14 protein-coding genes and 1 pseudogene are annotated in these 19046 nt (G+C 53.8%); 12 read left to right on the top strand and 3 right to left on the bottom strand.

Annotated elements, in window-relative coordinates; all coding sequences use genetic code 11:
* Positions 1–308: 308 nt before the first annotated feature.
* Positions 309–889: pseudogene (locus tag CGZ80_RS05970) on the bottom strand (DNA polymerase beta superfamily protein); the annotation flags it as partial.
* Positions 890–1248: 359 nt separating this feature from the next.
* Between CGZ80_RS05970 and CGZ80_RS05965 the strand changes: the two are divergent.
* On the top strand, positions 1249–2376 hold the full coding sequence (locus tag CGZ80_RS05965; protein WP_094412371.1) for a hypothetical protein: 1128 nt from the start codon (positions 1249–1251) through the stop codon (positions 2374–2376).
* Between the two features lie 25 nt (positions 2377–2401).
* On the opposite strand, the gene CGZ80_RS05960 is transcribed toward CGZ80_RS05965, so the two are convergent.
* Positions 2402–2785 carry a zeta toxin family protein gene (locus CGZ80_RS05960; RefSeq protein ID WP_409994534.1) on the bottom strand — a complete coding sequence of 128 codons (384 nt, stop codon included), beginning with the start codon at positions 2783–2785 and terminating at the stop codon, positions 2402–2404.
* 129 nt (positions 2786–2914) lie between these two features.
* Here CGZ80_RS05960 and CGZ80_RS05955 point away from each other — a divergent pair, with 129 nt between their 5' ends.
* Entirely contained in the window at positions 2915–3256 is a 342-nt protein-coding gene (locus tag CGZ80_RS05955; RefSeq protein WP_198953635.1) for a hypothetical protein, read from the top strand.
* Between the two features lie 1147 nt (positions 3257–4403).
* On the opposite strand, the gene CGZ80_RS05950 is transcribed toward CGZ80_RS05955, so the two are convergent.
* A complete protein-coding gene (locus CGZ80_RS05950; protein WP_094412367.1) occupies positions 4404–5264 on the bottom strand; it encodes a helix-turn-helix domain-containing protein in 861 nt (286 codons plus the stop codon).
* Between the two features lie 227 nt (positions 5265–5491).
* On the opposite strand from CGZ80_RS05950, the gene CGZ80_RS05945 reads away from it, so the two are divergent.
* The 10 genes from CGZ80_RS05945 to CGZ80_RS05895 all read left to right on the top strand — a co-directional run bounded on the left by CGZ80_RS05945 (position 5492) and on the right by CGZ80_RS05895 (position 18992).
* Positions 5492–6775, top strand: a complete 1284-nt coding sequence (locus CGZ80_RS05945) for an L-rhamnose isomerase (RefSeq protein ID WP_094412365.1) — start codon at positions 5492–5494, stop codon at positions 6773–6775.
* A gap of 47 nt (positions 6776–6822) precedes the next feature.
* Positions 6823–8253 carry a purine-cytosine permease family protein gene (locus CGZ80_RS05940; protein ID WP_094412363.1) on the top strand — a complete coding sequence of 477 codons (1431 nt, stop codon included), beginning with the start codon at positions 6823–6825 and terminating at the stop codon, positions 8251–8253.
* A gap of 21 nt (positions 8254–8274) precedes the next feature.
* Entirely contained in the window at positions 8275–8472 is a 198-nt protein-coding gene (locus CGZ80_RS05935) for a hypothetical protein (RefSeq protein ID WP_094412361.1), read from the top strand.
* Positions 8473–8830: 358 nt separating this feature from the next.
* Positions 8831–10321, top strand: coding sequence for an aldehyde dehydrogenase family protein (locus CGZ80_RS05925; protein WP_094412357.1), 1491 nt, complete (start codon positions 8831–8833; stop codon positions 10319–10321).
* Positions 10322–10329: 8 nt separating this feature from the next.
* Positions 10330–11829 carry a rhamnulokinase gene (locus tag CGZ80_RS05920; protein ID WP_094412355.1) on the top strand — a complete coding sequence of 500 codons (1500 nt, stop codon included), beginning with the start codon at positions 10330–10332 and terminating at the stop codon, positions 11827–11829.
* A 14-nt stretch (positions 11830–11843) separates the two neighbouring features.
* On the top strand, positions 11844–13136 hold the full coding sequence (locus tag CGZ80_RS05915) for a class II aldolase/adducin family protein (RefSeq protein ID WP_094412353.1): 1293 nt from the start codon (positions 11844–11846) through the stop codon (positions 13134–13136).
* 67 nt (positions 13137–13203) lie between these two features.
* Complete coding sequence (locus CGZ80_RS05910; RefSeq protein ID WP_255407695.1) at positions 13204–13458, top strand: alpha-hydroxy-acid oxidizing protein; 255 nt, start codon at positions 13204–13206, stop codon at positions 13456–13458.
* Between the two features lie 907 nt (positions 13459–14365).
* Positions 14366–15040, top strand: coding sequence for a DUF2726 domain-containing protein (locus tag CGZ80_RS05905; RefSeq protein WP_094412349.1), 675 nt, complete (start codon positions 14366–14368; stop codon positions 15038–15040).
* Positions 15041–15223: 183 nt separating this feature from the next.
* Positions 15224–15427, top strand: a complete 204-nt coding sequence (locus tag CGZ80_RS05900; protein ID WP_094412377.1) for a helix-turn-helix domain-containing protein — start codon at positions 15224–15226, stop codon at positions 15425–15427.
* A 58-nt stretch (positions 15428–15485) separates the two neighbouring features.
* Positions 15486–18992: a helicase-related protein gene (locus CGZ80_RS05895; protein ID WP_094412347.1), complete on the top strand. Its 3507-nt coding sequence runs from the start codon at positions 15486–15488 to the stop codon at positions 18990–18992.
* Positions 18993–19046 lie beyond the last annotated feature (54 nt).

Raw genomic sequence — 19046 nt, 5'->3', positions numbered from 1 at the left:
TCAGGCACTATCATAGGATGTTTCGGTCACGAAGCGAGACGCAACAGGCCAAGGAGATTCTGGCGAACCGCTAGCAAAAGCCAAGTCGGCAAAACACGGTGTTTTTCAACAGGCCGGGAACTGCTGGCATTTTCGCTGGGCAAACTTACTATCCAGGTACAAGGGCAGCAGTTTCATCCGCCTAAAAAAATTCCTATCCGGTTGTATTTCGGCGAAATGTTGGATAGCGATCCTCATCGCTGCTTTTTGATCGTTCTCTAGCGCAACGTTCCCGCTATTTCGGTTTGCTTACAGCATGCGTATTGTCGTCATGCTGAGTTCAAACGCAACCGAACCAGCAGATCATTCAGCTCGTCACGAGCCGACGGCATCTCGGGAAGCTTGCTGGCTTCGTAGGCCGACTTGAGTTCGGCGGTGAGACGCTCGTATTCTCGGTTATGGAAATCCAGATCGGTAGCTTCAAGCGTTCCTTTCTCGGGGCCAGAACGCTTGCGGTACACGAGCTCGTCGATGTACGAGAGCTTCGCCGACTCGTTCAGCGTGATCAGGTTGGCTTCCACCTCGCCGGTGCGCATCAGGTGGATCCCCGTCAGCAGCACGCGATACACGTACAGCAGTGGCTTGACGCGCGGCGGTGACTCCTTGGCGAAGAGGTTCCACTGGGGCGCGGCAAATCCGAGGTAGTCATGTGCGTGGTGACGCGTAATGCACAGTTCTTGGCGATCGACTTGAGTTCCTCGTGCTCGGAAGTGCTGTACACCACCAGCGGCGAGAAGATTTGCTCAAGCACGTACCCGTTCCGCTACAGCATCAACCGAAAGAATTTTTCCACGTCGTGCGTGACGAGATCGATTTCCAGACCGTCGTAGATGCCCTCTTTCTCAACAGTCCGCCCGACGAAGCGGTCAAGCATTTGCCTCGCTATCCACAAGTACCCGGAATTCTGATCGGGCGTTTGGCCCGAGAGGTAGGCCATCGGGGACTTCGGCGATTACTTCTGGCTGACGCTTTATCCCGCTGCACGCGATCTGCAAGAGAGATCGCCGCGGCGGTTGTCGTCGTGGATGCGAAGACCAACCGACTGCCGATTTCTACTCGAGATTCGGCTTCATTTCGCTACCAAACATGAAGTCTCGTCTATTCCTGCCGATGGAAACCGTTCAAAAAATCAATTCACCTTGAATCGTGAAGTGATGCACGTCACATTGCAATCGATTGAACTTCCGCGTTGCAAACGAGACACGAAACATGAGCGAGTATCAATACATCCACTTCGCCGCGGTGGATCAGCCACTCAATGACAAGCAACTCGCGTACATGCAGGCCCAGTCGACGCGGGCAGAGGTCACACGTTGGAGTTTCGAAAACGAGTACCACTACAGCGATTTCCGCGGCAACGAACTCGAGATGATGCGGCGTGGGTACGACGTGCACCTGCACTATGCAAACTTCGGGATTCGCAAGCTGATGTTCCGGCTGCCATTTGGATTGCCAATAACTGAAAAACAGTTTGACGCGTACGCGATGGAGTTATGCATTGAATGGACAAAAGACAAACGCGGAAAGGGAGGCGTGCTGTCATTCCAGGCTGATGCCGATTCAGACTTCTACTGCGGTCAGTACTTCGAGTTCGATCATCTAACGGCGCAACTTCCAAAAATCCGCAAAGCTTTGATGGTTGGCGATACCCGGGCGTTCTATCTTGGATGGCTAGCGTTCAATTGGAACGAAGTAGATCTCGAACCGCCCGTACCGGCTGGACTGAAACGCCTGCCGCCTGAGCTCGCTGAGTTCGCCGACTTCTATGAAATTGATGTTGATTTACTTGCCGCGGCCAGCACCCAATCTTCTGATGCTCCCAACCGCCCTGGTGACGAAGAAGCAAGTTTCGACGCGTGGCTGAGCGAGCAATCTCGTGGCGATCTTCAAAAGCTCATGCGGCGAGTACTTGATGGAGATGCAGTCGCTGTTCGAGCCGAGTCGTTGGCCGCCATCAGAAACGCTTCCGGCATGGAGACATGGCCGACAACCGAGGGCACTCGAACGCTTGCCGAAATTCGAGAGCAAGCCTCCAAAAAATCCGACCAAAGAAAGAAACGAGAGCTGGCCGCTGAGCAACGCAAACTGGACAAACGCCTTGCGAAGTTTCGAGAAGATCCATCGGCAGTGATTTCGGAAGCGGGAAAGCTGATCCAAGAGCGGTCGACAACCAGCTATCACCAAGCAGCAAAGTTGCTGTCTGAACTCGGAGATGCGATTGGTGGTGAGAAAGGCGAACGCCTTGCGAACGAGGCGGCCATGAGAATCGTGAAGAAGCATCCCACACTTCATCGCGTCAAACGAGCCTTCAAAAATGAAGGATTGAACTACAAGTGAAATCGAGTGCAGAAGAAAATCGTGATCAAGTCGATTGCTTGGGTTCGCGAGCCATCATTGGTACGCTGACTTGTTTCCCGTCCTCGTAGACGACAACATGCGGCAGCCGATCGATCGCCCGCTCGAGGTTTACCTTCGTTCGCTCGAAACGAGACCGGAGCTTTTCATCGGGGAGATCATGTCCGCCCCTGGCGACTCGCAATGCGACGCGCCCCATCGACTGGCTCACTTCGGCAATGCGGATGAAGAAAAGCACCACGGTGTATCCAAGGTCGGCATAGCCGGCGAGTGCGTCGACTTTGTCACCAACAGGGTCCGAGAGCACTGTTTCAAAAATCAAACTCTCTCGCTGATGCACAAGAGAAGATCGAATGGCTGCAGCGACTTCGGCTGCATCGTAGGCCGGGATGTCCAGATCACCCCGCGATGACGTCGGCGTTTACAAATCGGATGCCGCCGTCCGACGGATACGTATTGAAGAACGTCGACTTGCCAGCGCCGTTCGAACCAGCAATGGCAATGACGATTGGGCGTTTCGATGGCTGCGATCTACGACGCCTTCTCTGAACTTCAAGGCATTCAGCAGTACCAAGAACTCATCGAACTTGAGCTCTTGAAGATGGGCGGATTTGTCGCCGGGGAAATGACGCCCCACCACTGGGCTCCCAGCGTGACGATGCCAGTTCTGATGTTGCAGGTGCTGGAGGACGAATGGACCAGAAACCCGGAGGATGCACAGAAGACGTTCGACTTGCTGGGAAGCAAGGAGAAGGAATTGCTGTGGATCGAAAACACGAAGAAACGATTCAAAGACGGCTACAACTACTTTGGCAAGCATCCCGAGAGAATTCTCCCGTTCTTTGATCGGTACATGAAGTGACCTTGCTTTCGAAACGGCCGATTTTTAACTCACGCATTTGGTAGTGGACGAGGCGACGAGTCCCTGCCGTTCTGGATTCGTCGCCTCATCCACTACGCTAGAGATTTGCTGGCCTTTCCGATGTCCCAGCTTATTCCGTCGTCAAGCGAATTGATGCACATAGACAATGCCCGCGACGGATCTCTCCGCCGCGAGCGATGTGCAATGTCAGTAGTGGATCTTGTCAAAGATCCGTAACCCGAAGAGTCTTTGACAAGATCCACTACGGGTTAACCGCAAAGCACAAATGCTAGTCGTTGCTAGCCGACGACTCGTGTCACCACGCCCGAGGTGACGAGTCTTGCCGCCTTCGCGGATGGCGAAGCGGTCACCGTCAGGAATCTTCGGTAGTGGACGAGGCGACGAGTCCCGGCGTATGGATTCGTCGCCTCATCCACTACGCTAGAAACTTGCTGGCCTTTCCGATGTCCCAGCTTGCTTCGTCGTCAAGCGAATTGATGCATATAGACAACGTCCGCGACGGATCTCTCAGCCGCAAGCGTTGTGCAATGTCAGTGGTGGATCTTGTCAAAGATCCGTAACTCGAAGGATCTTTGACAAGATCCACTACGGGTTAACCGCAAAGCAGAAATGCTAGTCGTTGCTAGCCGACGACTCGTGTCGCCACGCCCGGGGTGACGAGTCCTGCCGCCTTCGCGGATGGCGAAGCGGTCACCGTCAGGAATCTTCGGTAGTGGACGAGGCGACGAGTCCCTGTGTATGGATTCGTCGCCTCATCCACTACGCTAGAGATTTGCTGGCCTTTCCGATGTCCCAGCTTGCTTCGTCGTCAAGCGAATTGATGCACATAGACAATGCCCGCGACGGATCTCTCCGCCGCGAGCGTTGTGCAATGTCAGTGGTGGATCTTGTCAAAGATCCGTCACTCGAAGGATCTTTGACAAGATCCACTACGGGTTAACCGCAAAGCACAAATACTAGTCGCAGCGATCGTGGTTGGCTTGAAGGGCCAGTGACTCCAGCTATGTAACCGTCCTTTTTTAATGGCACGGATTGCGCGGGCTCCTTTGGGGGCCACACCAGGTACTAAGGCAGTCGATGCAGGTTTTCGTGTTGATCGCGGCTGTTGAGCATCTGAGAAGCCATTTCACCGATGACGTTTCCGGTACTCGCGCGGAGACAGACCAGTCGCCTTGCGGAACTGTCGACTGAAGTAGTTGCTGTCGCTGAATCCGACGTCAAAGGCAATGTCGGTGATGCTGCGATCAGTGCTTCGCAATAGGCGACTTGCTTCCTCGATCCGAAGTCCAATCAAGTAATTGATTGGTGATGTTCCCATCGTCGCCTCGAACATTCGGATGTATTTGGTCCGAGACATCCCGGAAATGTCCACCAACTCTTCGAGGGCGATTGACTGGGCGACATGGCGTCTCATGTGTGAAATCGTCTCCGCAACGCGAATGAGCGATTTGCTCGTCGGGTTGCGCGTCGCGCTGAAGCAACGAGAGTGGAATGTGACCAGCTCCAAGAACGCTGCAATTGCCATGACTTCGAATCCCGGTTGCCGCGCCGACAGTTCGTTGTCAAGTTTGTCAATCAAATGAAGCGTCTCGGCGATTTCTCCTGGCGTAAGCTGCAGGCGACTGGTGAATTGGTGCCGGCTACGCCATGCAGGTTCGAGTGTGAATAAAGCGTGGTAGCCGGAGAGCGACTGTAGGTCACCGAGGGACATCGGTAGTCCGGTCGGGTCGAACAAAATATTGATCAAGCTCAGTTGATCCATGTTGAGATAGTCGTGAGGCCGGTCGCCTCCGATAACGAACGTGTCTCCCGTTTTCAGTTCGTAACTGTCTTCGCCGGTGATGTGCACTCCGGCCCCGCCAGTGATGATGACGATTTCTGAGAACTCGTGGCAGTGCAGACCAAACGGCTCCTGCGGATCTCGACGCTCCACGACGATCGGAAAGCCGTCGGCGTGAAACCAGTCCTGTTTCTTAAGTACTTTCATTCGATGTGGGAGCGATAACGGCGCCCAATTGGTCCACGGCTGGGTTTAGCGGCTTGCCCTTGCGCCGAAAAAGCATTCTCAGACGGAACGATTGTGCTAGTATTCGGTTCGATCGTCAAGGTTTTCGAGGTCTCCCAGGTCTAAACTGGTGCTACGGACGTGGAGTTCTGTGTGACCAGACTGGGTTACCAGACCGCGAGACCAGACATCGCCAACAGGACAAAAAAATGAGCAATGCAACCAACGTTGCCGCCGCTTTTGAGCTTGCGTCAGAACTTTACCAAGCTCAAGGAGTTGACGTCGGCGCTGCACTTCAGCGTCTGTCCGAAGTCGCGATCTCGGTTCACTGTTGGCAGGGCGATGATGTCTCAGGGTTCGAGGGTGAAGCTGGAACCCTTGGCGACGGACTTGCCGTTACCGGCAACTATCCAGGACGCGCTCGAACGGCAGATGAGTTGCGACGCGATCTTGAAGTCGCCTACTCGTTGATACCGGGAAAACACCGACTCAACCTTCATGCACTGTATGGCGAGTTTAATGGTCCTGTCGACCGTGACGAAATCGGTGTTGAGCACTTTCAGGGATGGATCGATTGGTCACGCGACCGAAAGGTTGATTTAGATTTCAACCCAAGCTACTTCTCTCACCCCAAAGCGTCGGACGGTTTTACTCTGGCACATGCCGATGCAGGGATTCGTCAGTTTTGGATCGATCACGGAATCGCTTGTCGCAAGATTGCGGCAGCAATGGGTGCCGCGCAGGGCAACGCATGCCTCAATAATTTCTGGGTACCCGATGGATACAAAGACACGCCTGCAAGTCGAAAAGCTCCGCGGGAGAGACTCGCAAGTTCACTCGATGCGATATTCGCTGATGATTTGCCGCAAAATCAAACGCTGGATGCCGTCGAATGCAAGTTGTTTGGAATCGGCAGTGAGAGCTACGTCGTCGGCTCTCATGAGTTCTATATGGGCTATGCGATTTCGCGAAATAAAGTTTTGTGTCTCGACGCAGGACATTTTCATCCGACAGAAGTGATTTCGGACAAGATTTCGTCTGCGTTGATGTATGTGCCAGAGTTGTTGTTGCACGTTAGCCGGGGAGTGCGCTGGGACAGCGATCACGTTGTCACTTATAGCGACGAGTTGCAGGCGATCATGCAGGAGATCGTTCGCGGCGACTATTTGGATCGCGTCCATATCGGCTTGGATTTTTTCGACGCAAGCATCAATCGCGTTGCCGCATGGGCGATTGGGACTCGCAACGCTTTGAAAGCTCTTCTGGCGGCTTTGCTTGAGCCGACGGAGCAACTGCAGCAGCTCGAGCGCGACGGCGACTTGACCGCCCGACTCGTGCTGATGGAAGAGCAGAAGACCATGCCGCTGGGTGCAGTTTGGAATTACTACTGCGAGTCGACAGGCGTTCCTGTCGGTGCCCAGTGGCTCGAAAAGGTACGGCAATATGAAGGCAGTGTGACATCGAAACGCTGCGACGAATCGGTGATGGCCTAGCGTAATCTCAACCAATCAACATACGAACTATTGTCTCGAGACTTTGAATGACCGAAGAAGCATCATCATCAGCTCCTGGCGGAGAGTTTGAACGTGAACCGGTGCCGGATTCGGCATTGCTTGGTAGCGGGAAGTTCTGGGGCATGTATGCAGGTGAGCATGCTGCGGGAACGGAGTTCATGATTGGTCCGCTGTTCCTTGCGGCCGGTGCGAGCCTTTCCGATCTGATTCTGGGACTGTTGCTAGGAAATATTCTTGCAGTCCTGACATGGCGACTGCTCGTTGTGCCCATCGCGATGGCGAAACGTTTCACCCTCTACTATCAATTGGAACGGATCTCAGGCGGTTCGCTGGTGAAGTTTTACAATCTCGTCAATGGGCTGTTGTTCTGCTTTTTAGCGGGTGCGATGGTCACGGTTTCCGCGTCGGCTGTGGGTGTACCTTTCGGTATCACGTTTGATGTGCCCGAAAATATGTTCGGCTTGAGCAACCTGTCTTTCACCGGATTGGTCGCGATCACTGGGGTGATCATTTCGGCTGTCGCTGCGGGCGGATACGAAAGGGTGGCTCGATTCGCCAACATCGCTGCGCCTTGGATGATCGCAGTTTTTGCTGCTTGCGGAATCGTGTCGCTCGCGAGAATGGGCGTCACCAATGGAGCAGCTTTTTCGGAAGGCAAATTCTGGGATGATGCGATCGCGTTCGTTCAGCAAAAGAATGGCCCAGGTGAGTTTAGTTTCTGGCAGATCGTGGTGTTTGCTTGGTTGTGCAATGGGGCGATGCATTTCGGAATGGCAGACCTGACGATCTTTCGGTTTGCTCAAAGTAAGGCTTCCGGGTGGGCTCCTGCGATCGGCATGTTCCTCGGTCACTACATGGCATGGATCGCCGCAGCGTTGTTGTTGGCCGCACTGATCAAGATTCAACCTGACCTGGCTGTTGGTGACGATGGAAAGGTGACGGCCAACCCTGGATTACTCGCCTTTGATTCGCTGGGGTGGGCAGGCATCATTTGCGTTGTCATCGCTGGTTGGACGACAGCAAATCCAACGATCTATCGCGCCGGACTTGCGTTCCAGGGCGTGCTGCCCAAGAGTTCACGAACTGCGATGACTCTTGTTGCGGGAGCGGTGGCAACGATTGCGGGTGCCTTTCCGAACCTCTCCGCGCAACTGCTGGGTTTCGTGGGTACCTATGGGACAGTGCTTGGCCCGATGGGGGCGGTGATCTTCGTCGACTTTTATCTGATGAAGAGATTTGGGTTAAGCGACGAATACGCCCTGCAAAGTGGTTCACAGTTCAACGTGGCCGTCCTGATCGCTTGGCTTCTACCGGTCGCTGTTGGTCTCTACCTGATTCTCTGGCAAGGAGTGTTTGCTGCGTACGCGGTGATTCCGTGCTGGATCGTCTGTGGCCTTCTCTATCTCTTTCTGAGCAAGCTCACTCAGAAAGAACCTTCACCCCATGCAGCTTCTTAACCTCACAAACGGAATCTTTCGATGAGCAACATTGCCAAGGTCGTTTCGCTGATCGCTCTCGGACTCGTCATCGTTCCCAGCCTTCTACTTTTCGTGGGGATCGTTGGACTCAATACCGTCAAGCTTGTTGCACTAGTCGGAACGATCGGTTGGTTCGCGTCAACGCCCATGTGGATGAGCCGCGAATTGCTGGTTGACGCAAGCGAAGTTGAAGTTTGAGGCGAAGCGTGCTACTCGCTTACCAGTCCCTTCCCAATCCTTGTTTATCTCACGAGTTTTCCATCATGTTGCGTTTGATTTCCACTCGATTGATCGGTGCCGCTTGATGCTGTTGTGCCAATGCTGAAGAGACGTCCGTCGCTACGATCGCGAGTCCTGTGTTGGCAGCGGATGGTAGCGTCGGTTTTGAGTCGCTGATCGATCGCGGGTAGTCTCCTTGCAACAAGCGCAATGAACGACCCGTGGGACTTTCGTGCTGGTTTGGAGAACGATCGTCAAGGTTTCCGGTATTCGTTTCGCATAGACTTTAAAGCTAACAACTGCAATCAGAAGAACAACTTTTTCCAGGCGAGGACCGATGAGCACCACACTTGAACTCAAGCTGCTTCCCGAAGTCGAATCTTTTTTGAGCCAGTCTCCGCTGGCGAGTTTTGTCGGAGGAGAGAGTTTTCCGAACGCGGACGGCAACTTGGTTGCGACGATCGACCCGGGTTCGGGTGAGAAGCTTGCGGACATTCACGATCTCAGTGCGGCCGAGGTCGATCGCGCGGTGGGCATTGCCAATGCGGCTTTCCCAGCATGGGCCGCACTCTCACAGCAGGAGCGTAGCAGCATCCTATTGAAGCTGGCCGATGCGGTTGAAGAGCGAAAAGCGATCATCGCCCAAATCGAAGCCCTCGATGCAGGAAAGATCGAGTCTCAAGCGACTGGTGACGTTCAGAACTTTGTCGACACCCTACGTTACTTCGTGAGCTTGGCCGAGAAAGTTGAAAAACGTACGAAGCTCGATGTAGAAGGGCATGAAGCCTGGACGGTGAAGCAGCCGTGGGGAGCATGTGCCTTCATCTTTCCGTGGAACTTTCCCATCCTTCTGATTGGATGGGGGATTTCGCCGGCACTTGCCGCCGGTAACACGGTGGTGATCAAACCTGCCGAAGACACGTCGCTGTCCGCTATCTATTTGGCCCAGTTGGCAAAAGAAGTTGGCGTCCCTGATGGTGTCATCAACGTTGTCACCGGCCGTGGTGCAGCAGCGGGTGCGGCACTGACGAACAACAAACAGATCAAGCGGATGTCATTCACGGGATCTCCCGAAGTCGGACAACTCGTGGGCGAAGCGTGCGGACGCAATCTTGTTCCGGTGAAATTGGAATTGGGTGGCAAGGGCGCAGCGGTTGTCTTTGCCGATGTCGATGTCAAAGCCACCGCCGAAGCATTGGTCGGTGCGATCACGTTTCACACCGGACAGGTTTGCTGCGACGCAACACGTTGGCTTATCCAGAAAGACATCTACGACGAGTTCGTCGGCTGCTGTAAAGAATTGATGCAGAATGTGAAGATCGGTCATCCACTCGATCCCAGCAGCCAGATGGGACCGGTCGTAAACCTGAAGCAACGTGAGCGGGTGCTCGGATATCAAAACAAAGGCCAGGCGGAAGGAGCAGAGTGCTTGTGCGGGGGCGGTCCGGCGAACGTCGATGGATACGTTGGCAACTATGTCAAGCCTGCACTGCTTGCCGGATCACTGGACAACATCGCCGCACGTGAGGAAATCTTTGGCCCGGTGGCTTATGTCGCCACCTTTGAAACCGAAGAGGAAGCGATCGCGATGGCCAATGATACTGATTACGGATTGGCCAACAGTGTCTGGACGAGTGACAAAGACCGCGCCAACCGCGTGGCGGAATCGCTGGTCGCCGGTAACAGTTGGATCAACGCACACAACGTTTTTGCTCACGGCGTACCCTACGGTGGTATCAATAAGAGCGGTGTCGGTGGCGGCGTGTTGTCGATTGAAACATTAATGGACTACTACCGCAGTACGTCGGTTGTGCGACCTCTGGGTTAAGGGTATTGATGAAGACCCAAAAACACATCGGTATCGACCTGGGCGGCGAGAGCGGCCGAGTTATGCTCGGTGATTTTGACGGCAGCCAAATTCGGCTTACCGAGAAACATCGGTTTACGACTGGTGGCGTTGCGATTGCGGAAACGCTGCGTTGGGACGTGCTTCACTTTTGGCGAGAGATTCAAAACGGCCTTAGTGCAGTCGCTGCTGACGGTAACGAAGGTATCTGCAGCGTTGGTGTCGACACGTGGGGCGTCGATTATATCTTGCTCGACAAGAATGATGAATTGCTCGGACTGCCTTGGCACTACCGAGACAAACGCAACGTCGGAATGCTTGAAAAGGTCACGCGGGAAATTTCCAGATCGGAATTGTTTCAGCAGACCGGCATTCAATTCATTGAGATCAATACGCTCTATCAACTTGCCGCGGCCACCGAGCGGAGCCCGGGATTCCTCGATCATGCCAAGCGTCTGTTGATGATCCCTGATTTCTTCCATTGGTGTCTTAGCGGTCGAGCGGTCACGGAGTTCACCAACGCCACGACCACTCAATGCTTTAATCCCACAACAAATGATTGGGCGTGGTCGCTGTTTGAGCGCCTTCGCATTCCTTCGCAAATGTTCACGGAGATCGTCGGGCCGGGGACAAGCATCGGCACACTTCGCAATTCCGTCAGTCGGATCACCGGATTGCCGTCCATCGATGTGGTCGCGCCAGCAACGCATGACACCGGGTCCGCAGTAGCGGCAGTGCCGGTAAGCAAGGAAGATGGGAAGAACTGGGCGTATGTCAGTTCTGGCACTTGGTCGTTGGTCGGGATAGAGACTTCCGCTCCGATTCTGAGCGACGAAGCGATGCAACGGAATGTCACCAACGAGGGTGGCGTCGACGGAACTTGGAGACTGCTCAAAAACGTCATGGGCCTGTGGCTCGTTCAACGATTGAAGATTGCATTCGACAAAGCCTCGAATGAGATGACGTATACCGAGCTTACCCGGCGCGCGCTAGGTGCGAGGCCTTTTACCGCCTTGATCGATCCCGAGCATCCTTCGTTCCTTAACCCGCCCAATATGTTTGATGCGCTGCGAGATTTCTGCCGCGTTACAGGTCAAGCGGAGCCCGTCGATGCGGGACAGGCAACTCGATGTGTGTTGGAAAGTCTTGCGCTGAAATATGTTGACGTCCTGACTTCGCTGGAGAAGTTGTCTGGCAAGAAGGTCGACGTTCTGCACATTGTTGGCGGCGGCAGCCAAAACCGATTGCTTAATCAATTCGTGGCCAACGCTTGCCAAATACCTGTCATCGCAGGCCCCGTCGAAGCGACGGTGCTCGGCAATGTCCTGGTGCAATGCCGATCCGCCGGGGAATTGAGTTCGCTCTCCGACATTCGCGAAGTTGTGCGGCGGTCGTCCGACCTTACGCGATATGAGCCGGAGCATTCTGAATCCTGGTCTGCGGCAGTACAGCGATTTCAACAATTGACCGAACAGCACGTAACTATCTAACAGCCGACATCGATATGAGCAGCATGCGCAATACGCTTCATCCTCGCGACCAGATCATGCAGACGATGGATCGCATCTATCGTTATCGCATGACGACCACTTCAGGTGGCAATCTGTCGATTCGTGATCGCGAAAGAAACATTTGGATCTCACCGGCACGCGTGGACAAGGGCAACCTGACTCGTGGCGACATCGTTTGTGTTCATGCGGATGGAACGGCGGATGGATTGCATCCACCTTCGAGCGAGTTTCCGTTTCACAAAGCGATCTACGCGGCACGCCCGGACATCCGAGCGATTGTGCATGCGCATCCTGTCGCTCTGGTTGCGTTCAGCATTTGCCGCAAATCGCCGGACACTCGTCTCTTTCATCAAGCACACGCCGTCTGCGGCAAACTTGGCTTCGCACCTTATGCTTGTCCGGGCAGCGAAGCATTGGGACAGAGCATTGCCCGAACCTTTTCAGAGGGTAGCGATAGCGTCATTCTGGAAAACCACGGAGTTGTCGTTGGTGGAAGAGATCTGGCCGACGCTTTTCAGCGATTCGAGGCATTTGAGTTCGCGGGAAAAACGCTGGTCAAGGCTAACCAGCTAGGTGACGTGCGCTTTCTCGATGACGCACAACTCAGTCAGGCGGCAAGCCGAGGCGTCGATTTCGACTCCTGTGAATTTGACGATGCTGCGGCACAAGAATGTGAACTGAGGAAGCAACTCTGTGACTTCGTCCGTCGTGGCTGTCGACAGCGTCTGCTCATCAGTACCGAAGGCAGTTTTTCGGCGCGCGTTAGCAACGATTCGTTTTTGATTACGCCAACACAACAAGACCGCGAACTGTTGCAGCCAGACGACATGGTGCTTGTTCGCGGTGACCGGCGCGAGTCTGGCAAACTGGCCAGTCGCGCAGCTCGCGCCCACCAGGCGATCTATGCAAAACACCCACACGTCCAGGCGATCGTATTCGCACATCCGGTCAATGCGACGGCGTTTAGTGTGACGGACACTGCATTGGACGTTCGCACGATCCCGGAGAGCTATGTCTTCCTGCGTGATGTTCGGCGCGTGCCCTACGGAATTCAGTATCGTGACGACGGCAGCATCGCTGACTACGTATCGGCGTCGAACCCGGCTGCAGTCTTGCAGAACGACGGGGTTTTGGTCACCGGATCAACCGTGCTGGACACGTTCGATCGACTGGAAGTCTTGGAGTCAACAGCCGAAGCCGTCATTAACGCCCGTGCGATCGGCAACGTTTCGGCGATGTCCGATGAAGTGATTGACGAACTCTGCACCGCTTTCAACCTAAACTAAGCTGCGAAAAAAGTGGAATTGGAATACGACCCACGATACCCAGCGCGGATGACCTCCACTTCGCCCGATTGTCGAGAAATTCAGCAAGCAAGTAACGATCATGATGGAATTGGGTCTCCGCGGTGGTCCAGACATTGCCAGGGCAATGGCAGTCGGCGCCAAGTTTACGATGCTGGGGCGGACCATCATGTACGGAACCGCGGCACTCGGCAGTCGCGGTGGAGACCACACCATCGCAATCTTGAACCGCCAGCTCCAGCAAGTCATGGAACAGCTTTGCTGTCAGCGTATACAGGAGCTCCCAAACCATCTCCTCCCGTAGTGGATCTTGTCAAAGATCCCGGCCATCACCATCTTCTGTCGTAGTGGATCTTGTCAAAGATCCCAGCCATCACTCGGAGGATCTTTAACAAAATCCACTACAGCGACACGAAGAAATCGAACCTATGGAAGCCGCGTGAAGTACGGCATGGTTGGAGCGGTTTACCCGCTTTCCAACCCGGGGATCGGTGGAAAGCAGTCCGATGGTTCGCGTTCGACATTGGAGCAGGTGGATTGCAAACTGCAAAATGAACATTACAAAGATCAAATTGTTCCGGGCATAGCGATTGGATTTCAAATCGCGGGTTGAATCATGAAGCCGGATGATTTGCCAGAGCGATTGATTGTCGAGTGTCGCCTTTCGCTCCGCGAAAGTAGCATTCTCAACCGCTGCTTTTGTCGAGCAATCGCGACAACAAGCACCGGTAGTGGACGAGGCGACGAGTCCCTGCTGACGGGATTTGCCCTCTCACCAACCTTCATGACAAGTCGCAGAAAGCTTCATCGAGGATCGCATCGAAGAACTTCGATGCATTGATTTCTTGAAACAGTTTTGGTGGCCGGGTCGCGATGTCTTTCCACCGTCCGCGTTTCCAGGGATGGACGACTGCGACCTTTTCGACCAAGCGGTAACTCGATCACGGCTGCTTCATCAAAGGTCTTGTCTCCACGAGCAGGTTGCGTTTTCAAACGCGACAGAATGAGATGACGAGAATCGGGTTTGTGCGTGCAATGCGAACCAGATCTTCATTCAAAAATCCAGTGATCTTGATCTCGACTGCGTTCGGTATCCAAAAGCGGATTTGTCGATGCGGTTTCAGGCAGGTTGGCGATTCAAGCTGCATCTGAGGTGTGCTAGATTTCCGCTGAAACAACATGGCTGAATAGTAGGTCCGAGGCGAACAAGCATGGCGGAGTCACAGAGAAGTGGATGTTTAGGATTCCTTTTGAAGCTCTTTGGCATCGGCACGGGCGATAGAGCGGAGGGTTTAAAACCCGGTTTGCCTTATCGTCTACGAGACAAATTTCTTTCGCCCGCCGAATTGTCTTTCTATCGCATTCTTGTGCAGGCGGTCGGTCAGCAGTTCTCAATCAACAACAAGGTCCGCCTTTGGGACGTGCTCTACGTGCCGCGACAAGAAGGAAGTCGAAGTTTCGAAAACAAAATCAGCAGCAAGCACATCGACTTCCTGCTCTGCGATCCGACCACGATGCAACCGTTGCTTGCCGTCGAGCTCGACGATGCCAGCCACAATCGCAAAGACCGACAAGAACGTGACGCATTCGTCGACGACGCCTTGGCCGCAGCTGGACTTCCTATTCTGCACGTGCCCGCCGCTCGCACTTATTCGATTGCCGAAGTCCGAAACGAAATCGGTAGGCTGATTCCAATGCTTGCTGAAGGAACGGGGCAAGTGACTCCCTCAGTTACGCCGCCGCCAGACAATTCTTCCGCTCCGACATGCCCAAAATGCGAAGCCGCAATGGTGAAGCGCAAGGCTGCCAAAGGGAAGCATGCCGGAAAGCGGTTCTGGGCTAGCTCCAATTATCCCGGATGTCGTGAGATCATCGCGATTGACTAAGCCTAGCATTCCCAAGGGTTTTGTCGTTTCTGGGCGGAGCGAAGTTCGGGCAGTGATCACCAGTAATTGACAATAACTGCTAGTTGCCGCAACAATTGGGCCATTCATTGACCAAACGTGTCAAACCATTCGTCTACGCTCTGCAAGGGTCCGGCGATGAAGGTGCAATCGGATAGAGATCTCATGCAAGACCAGGCAACCGACGACTGCGTGCTGACTATTGAAGAGCTTGCGGCCTACCTAAAGGTATCGAAGTCGACACTTTACAAATTGGTCCAGGAAGGCAGTGTTCCTGGCCAAAAGGTTGGACGTCATTGGCGTTTTCGCCGCGAGACGATTGATCGTTGGTTGGACAGTAACGACGGCGGTTCAACAAAACCTCGCTAGGAAAATGAACGAGCTTGCAACGGAGTGACGAAGACGACAGCACGCAAGATGGCGCACGATGAAAATTCACGACATTCAACCAGGACAAACACTCGAGGGGCTTGAGCCATCCTGCCTAGCGACGGTCGCTGCTGTCGCGGCCATTGGTGACGGTGCGGTCCAGGTTTTCTATCGAACGTCCGATGGTGGCGTAAAAGAACGCCTCCTTAGCGCCGCGGATGAGCCGAACATTTCCATTGCGACTGCGGAAACGCCGTGGTCTTTCGACGGCAATGGAGAAGCATTCAAGCTAGCCGTTGAAGCCAAACGGATCGATTTAGCGTTTTTGTTCGATCCGATGATGGCCGTTCACACGTCCAACGTCGAGCCGTTGCCCCACCAGATCACGGCGGTCTACGAATCCATGCTGCCGCGTCAGCCGTTGAGGTTTGTACTGGCTGACGACCCAGGAGCGGGCAAGACCATCATGGCTGGGCTCTATATCCGCGAACTCGTCATGCGAGCCGATGCACAGCGGATCGTCATCGTTTCACCGGGAAGCCTCGTCGAACAATGGCGTGACGAGTTGTGGGAAAAATTCGGTCTGGAATTTAAGGTCTTCTCGAAAGACCTCGAATTAGCTTCACCCAGCGGAAACCCGTTTGACGACAACGATCGTCTGATTATCCGCCTCGACCAAGTATCTCGAAATGAGGAGTTGCGTGATCAACTCTGCGCCGTCCCATGGGATTTAGCGATCTTCGACGAAGCACATAAGTGCGCAGCCCACTACTTCGGCAACAAGCTCAACAAGACGAAGCGATTTGTACTGGCTGAAAAGTTAGGTGCGGCATCACGGCACTTGCTGTTGATGACCGCCACTCCCCATAACGGCAAGGAAGAAGACTACCAGCTTTTTCTCTCGCTTCTCGATTCTGACCGATTCTATGGCAAGTTTCGCGATGGAGTTCACAAGGTCGACGCCAGCGACGTGATGCGGCGAATGGTCAAGGAAGAACTATTGCGTTTCGATGGAACGCCGCTTTTTCCGGAACGAAAGGCCTATACCGTCAACTACACACTGTCGGATATGGAAGCCGCGCTTTATGAAGCGGTTACACAGTATGTCAAAACGGAAATGGGTAAGGCCGAGGCGTTGGGTGGCCAGCGAAAGGGATCAGTTGGGTTCGCCCTTACAGCTTTGCAGCGACGATTGGCTTCCAGCCCCGAAGCCATCTTTCAATCGCTCAAACGCCGACGAGAGCGATTAGAGAAGCGCCTGCCTGAGGAAAAGATCAGCCAACGCGGGCGACAGCTTCTAGCCGAAACATTGGACGACGTTCCAGAAGACGATGATGACCTCACGGCGGAGGAACAGGAGCGGCTAGAAGAAGAACTGGTCGATCGCGCGACAGCTTCGCAAACTCCTGAGGAATTGCAGGCAGAAATCTTGATCCTCGAAGGACTAGAAGCCAGTGCTAAAGCGGTTGTGGCATCTGGACTCGATCGTAAGTGGGATGAGCTTTCGAAGATACTGCAGAGATCGCCGGAGTTGAAAGACGCTACCGGTCGTTTGCGAAAGCTCATTATATTCACCGAGCACAAAGACACCCTGAATTATCTCTACGAAAAAATTGCTGGCGTCCTTGGAAGCTACGATGCGATTGTCACTATTCATGGCAGCGTCAAACGAGATGACCGGCGAAAGAACCAAGCATTGTTCAGAAGTGATCCCGACGTTCGCGTCTTGATCGCTACCGACGCTGCTGGAGAAGGTGTTAATCTTCAGAACGCTCACTTGATGGTCAACTACGACCTGCCGTGGAATCCCAACCGCATGGAGCAGCGGTTTGGTCGTATACACCGCATTGGGCAGACTGAAGTGTGTCACCTTTGGAATCTCGTAGCCAAAGAAACCCGAGAGGGCGAGGTTTATCACCGCCTGCTTACCAAGTTAGAAGTTGAAGCTGTTGCATTGAAAGGACGCGTCTTCGATATCCTTGGTGAACTATTTGAGGACGTGAGCTTGAAATCGCTGTTGATGGACGCGATTACGTATTCCGATCTCCCTGAAACACGTGCTCGACTGTCAAAAGTTATCGACGACACACTCGATCATACCCACATCAAACAAGTTCTCGATCGAAACGCTTTGTCGCAAGAAACGCTTGGTCCTGAGCGGCTGTTCGCGGTCAAATCAGAAATGGAAAAGGCTGAAGCAAGGCGGCTACAACCGTACTTCATTCGATCTTTCTTTACTAAGGCATTCGAGCAAATCGGTGGCAGCATGCACCCCCGCGAGGCCGGCCGGTTTGAGGTCACTCATGTACCCGGATCACTTCGTGAACGCGACCGACGTATCACGGGCCGCAATCGCCGCGACCAATCTCCCGTACTGCGCCGTTACGAAAGGGTGTGCTTCACCAAGGAAGCCGTGCAACCGCTTGACAAACCTGGTATTACGCCCGCTGTCATGCTGCATCCCGGCCATCCATTGATGTTAGCCGTTAGCGATTTGATTTTGGAACAGAATGCCAATCTGCTCCGTCAAGGTGCAGTTCTTGTCGATCCCACTGACGAAGGATCCGATCCATGGCTTCTCTTCATGTTGACACATGAAGTCAAGTCGGGCGACGGCACCGTCATCTCTAAACGGTTGCAGTTTGTTAGGGTCACCCGAAATGGCGAAGCCACTTTTGCCGGCTGGGCTCCGCACCTTGATTTGGAGCCTATTGCCACAGAACAGCAGACTATTGTTGATTCTATTTTGAATGCTGATTGGCTCAAAGCCAATCTCGACCAACAAGCCCTCACGCTTGCTGCCACGACGTTGGTCCCTGAGCACTACGCCGAAGTCGCGGATCGGCGAATCGCTCACGTCGATAAAACTCTTGGCGCTGTCCACGAACGACTGACTAAAGAGATTGACTTTTGGACGGATCGATGGATGAAGCTGAAAGAAGATGCAGAAGCAGGCAAAGATGTACGGCTCAATCTGGACAACGCCAAGAGAACGATCACCGAGATGACATCGCGGTTAGAAAGCCGCAAGAAGGATTTGCAGTCGATGCGACACGTGACTTCGGGCACCCCCGTTGTGGTCAGTGGTGCATTAGTGATCCCGATTGGCCTTATTCATGCGGAGCAAGATCAAAAACCAACGCCCGGCAATACGTCTGCTGACCCGCTAGCCCGAGCGCGTTCCGAGAAGATCGCCATGGATGCGGTCATCGAGATCGAAGAAGCAATGGGATGCCGTGTCGAAGATGTGGCTGCCGCCAAATGTGGTTGGGACATCACATCCTACCCAACCAATGGGAACGGCGTCCAATCTGATGCGAGGCACATCGAAGTCAAGGGCCGAGCAAAGGGGGCCGATACGGTCACAATTACACGCAATGAGATGTTATATGCACTGAACCAATCCGAAAAGTTTATTCTCGCCATTGTGCAGATCAACGAGGACGATTCCGTCGAAAGCGTCCATTACCTAACCAATCCGTTCGACTCCGAGCCGCCTTGGGGAACATCGTCGATTAACTTCAAGTTAAGTCATCTACTCAAACGGGCCGAGCGACTCCGCTAGGTCAACACAGTTTTCTTTGTCCAAATATTAGTCCTCAATACCTTTGAGATAACA

The organism is Rhodopirellula sp. MGV, from assembly GCF_002251265.1.
Classification (GTDB): Bacteria; Planctomycetota; Planctomycetia; order Pirellulales; family Pirellulaceae; genus Stieleria; species Stieleria baltica_A.
Note: the sequence above shows the minus strand (reverse complement) of the source record. Positions and strands in the feature narration are given on the sequence as shown.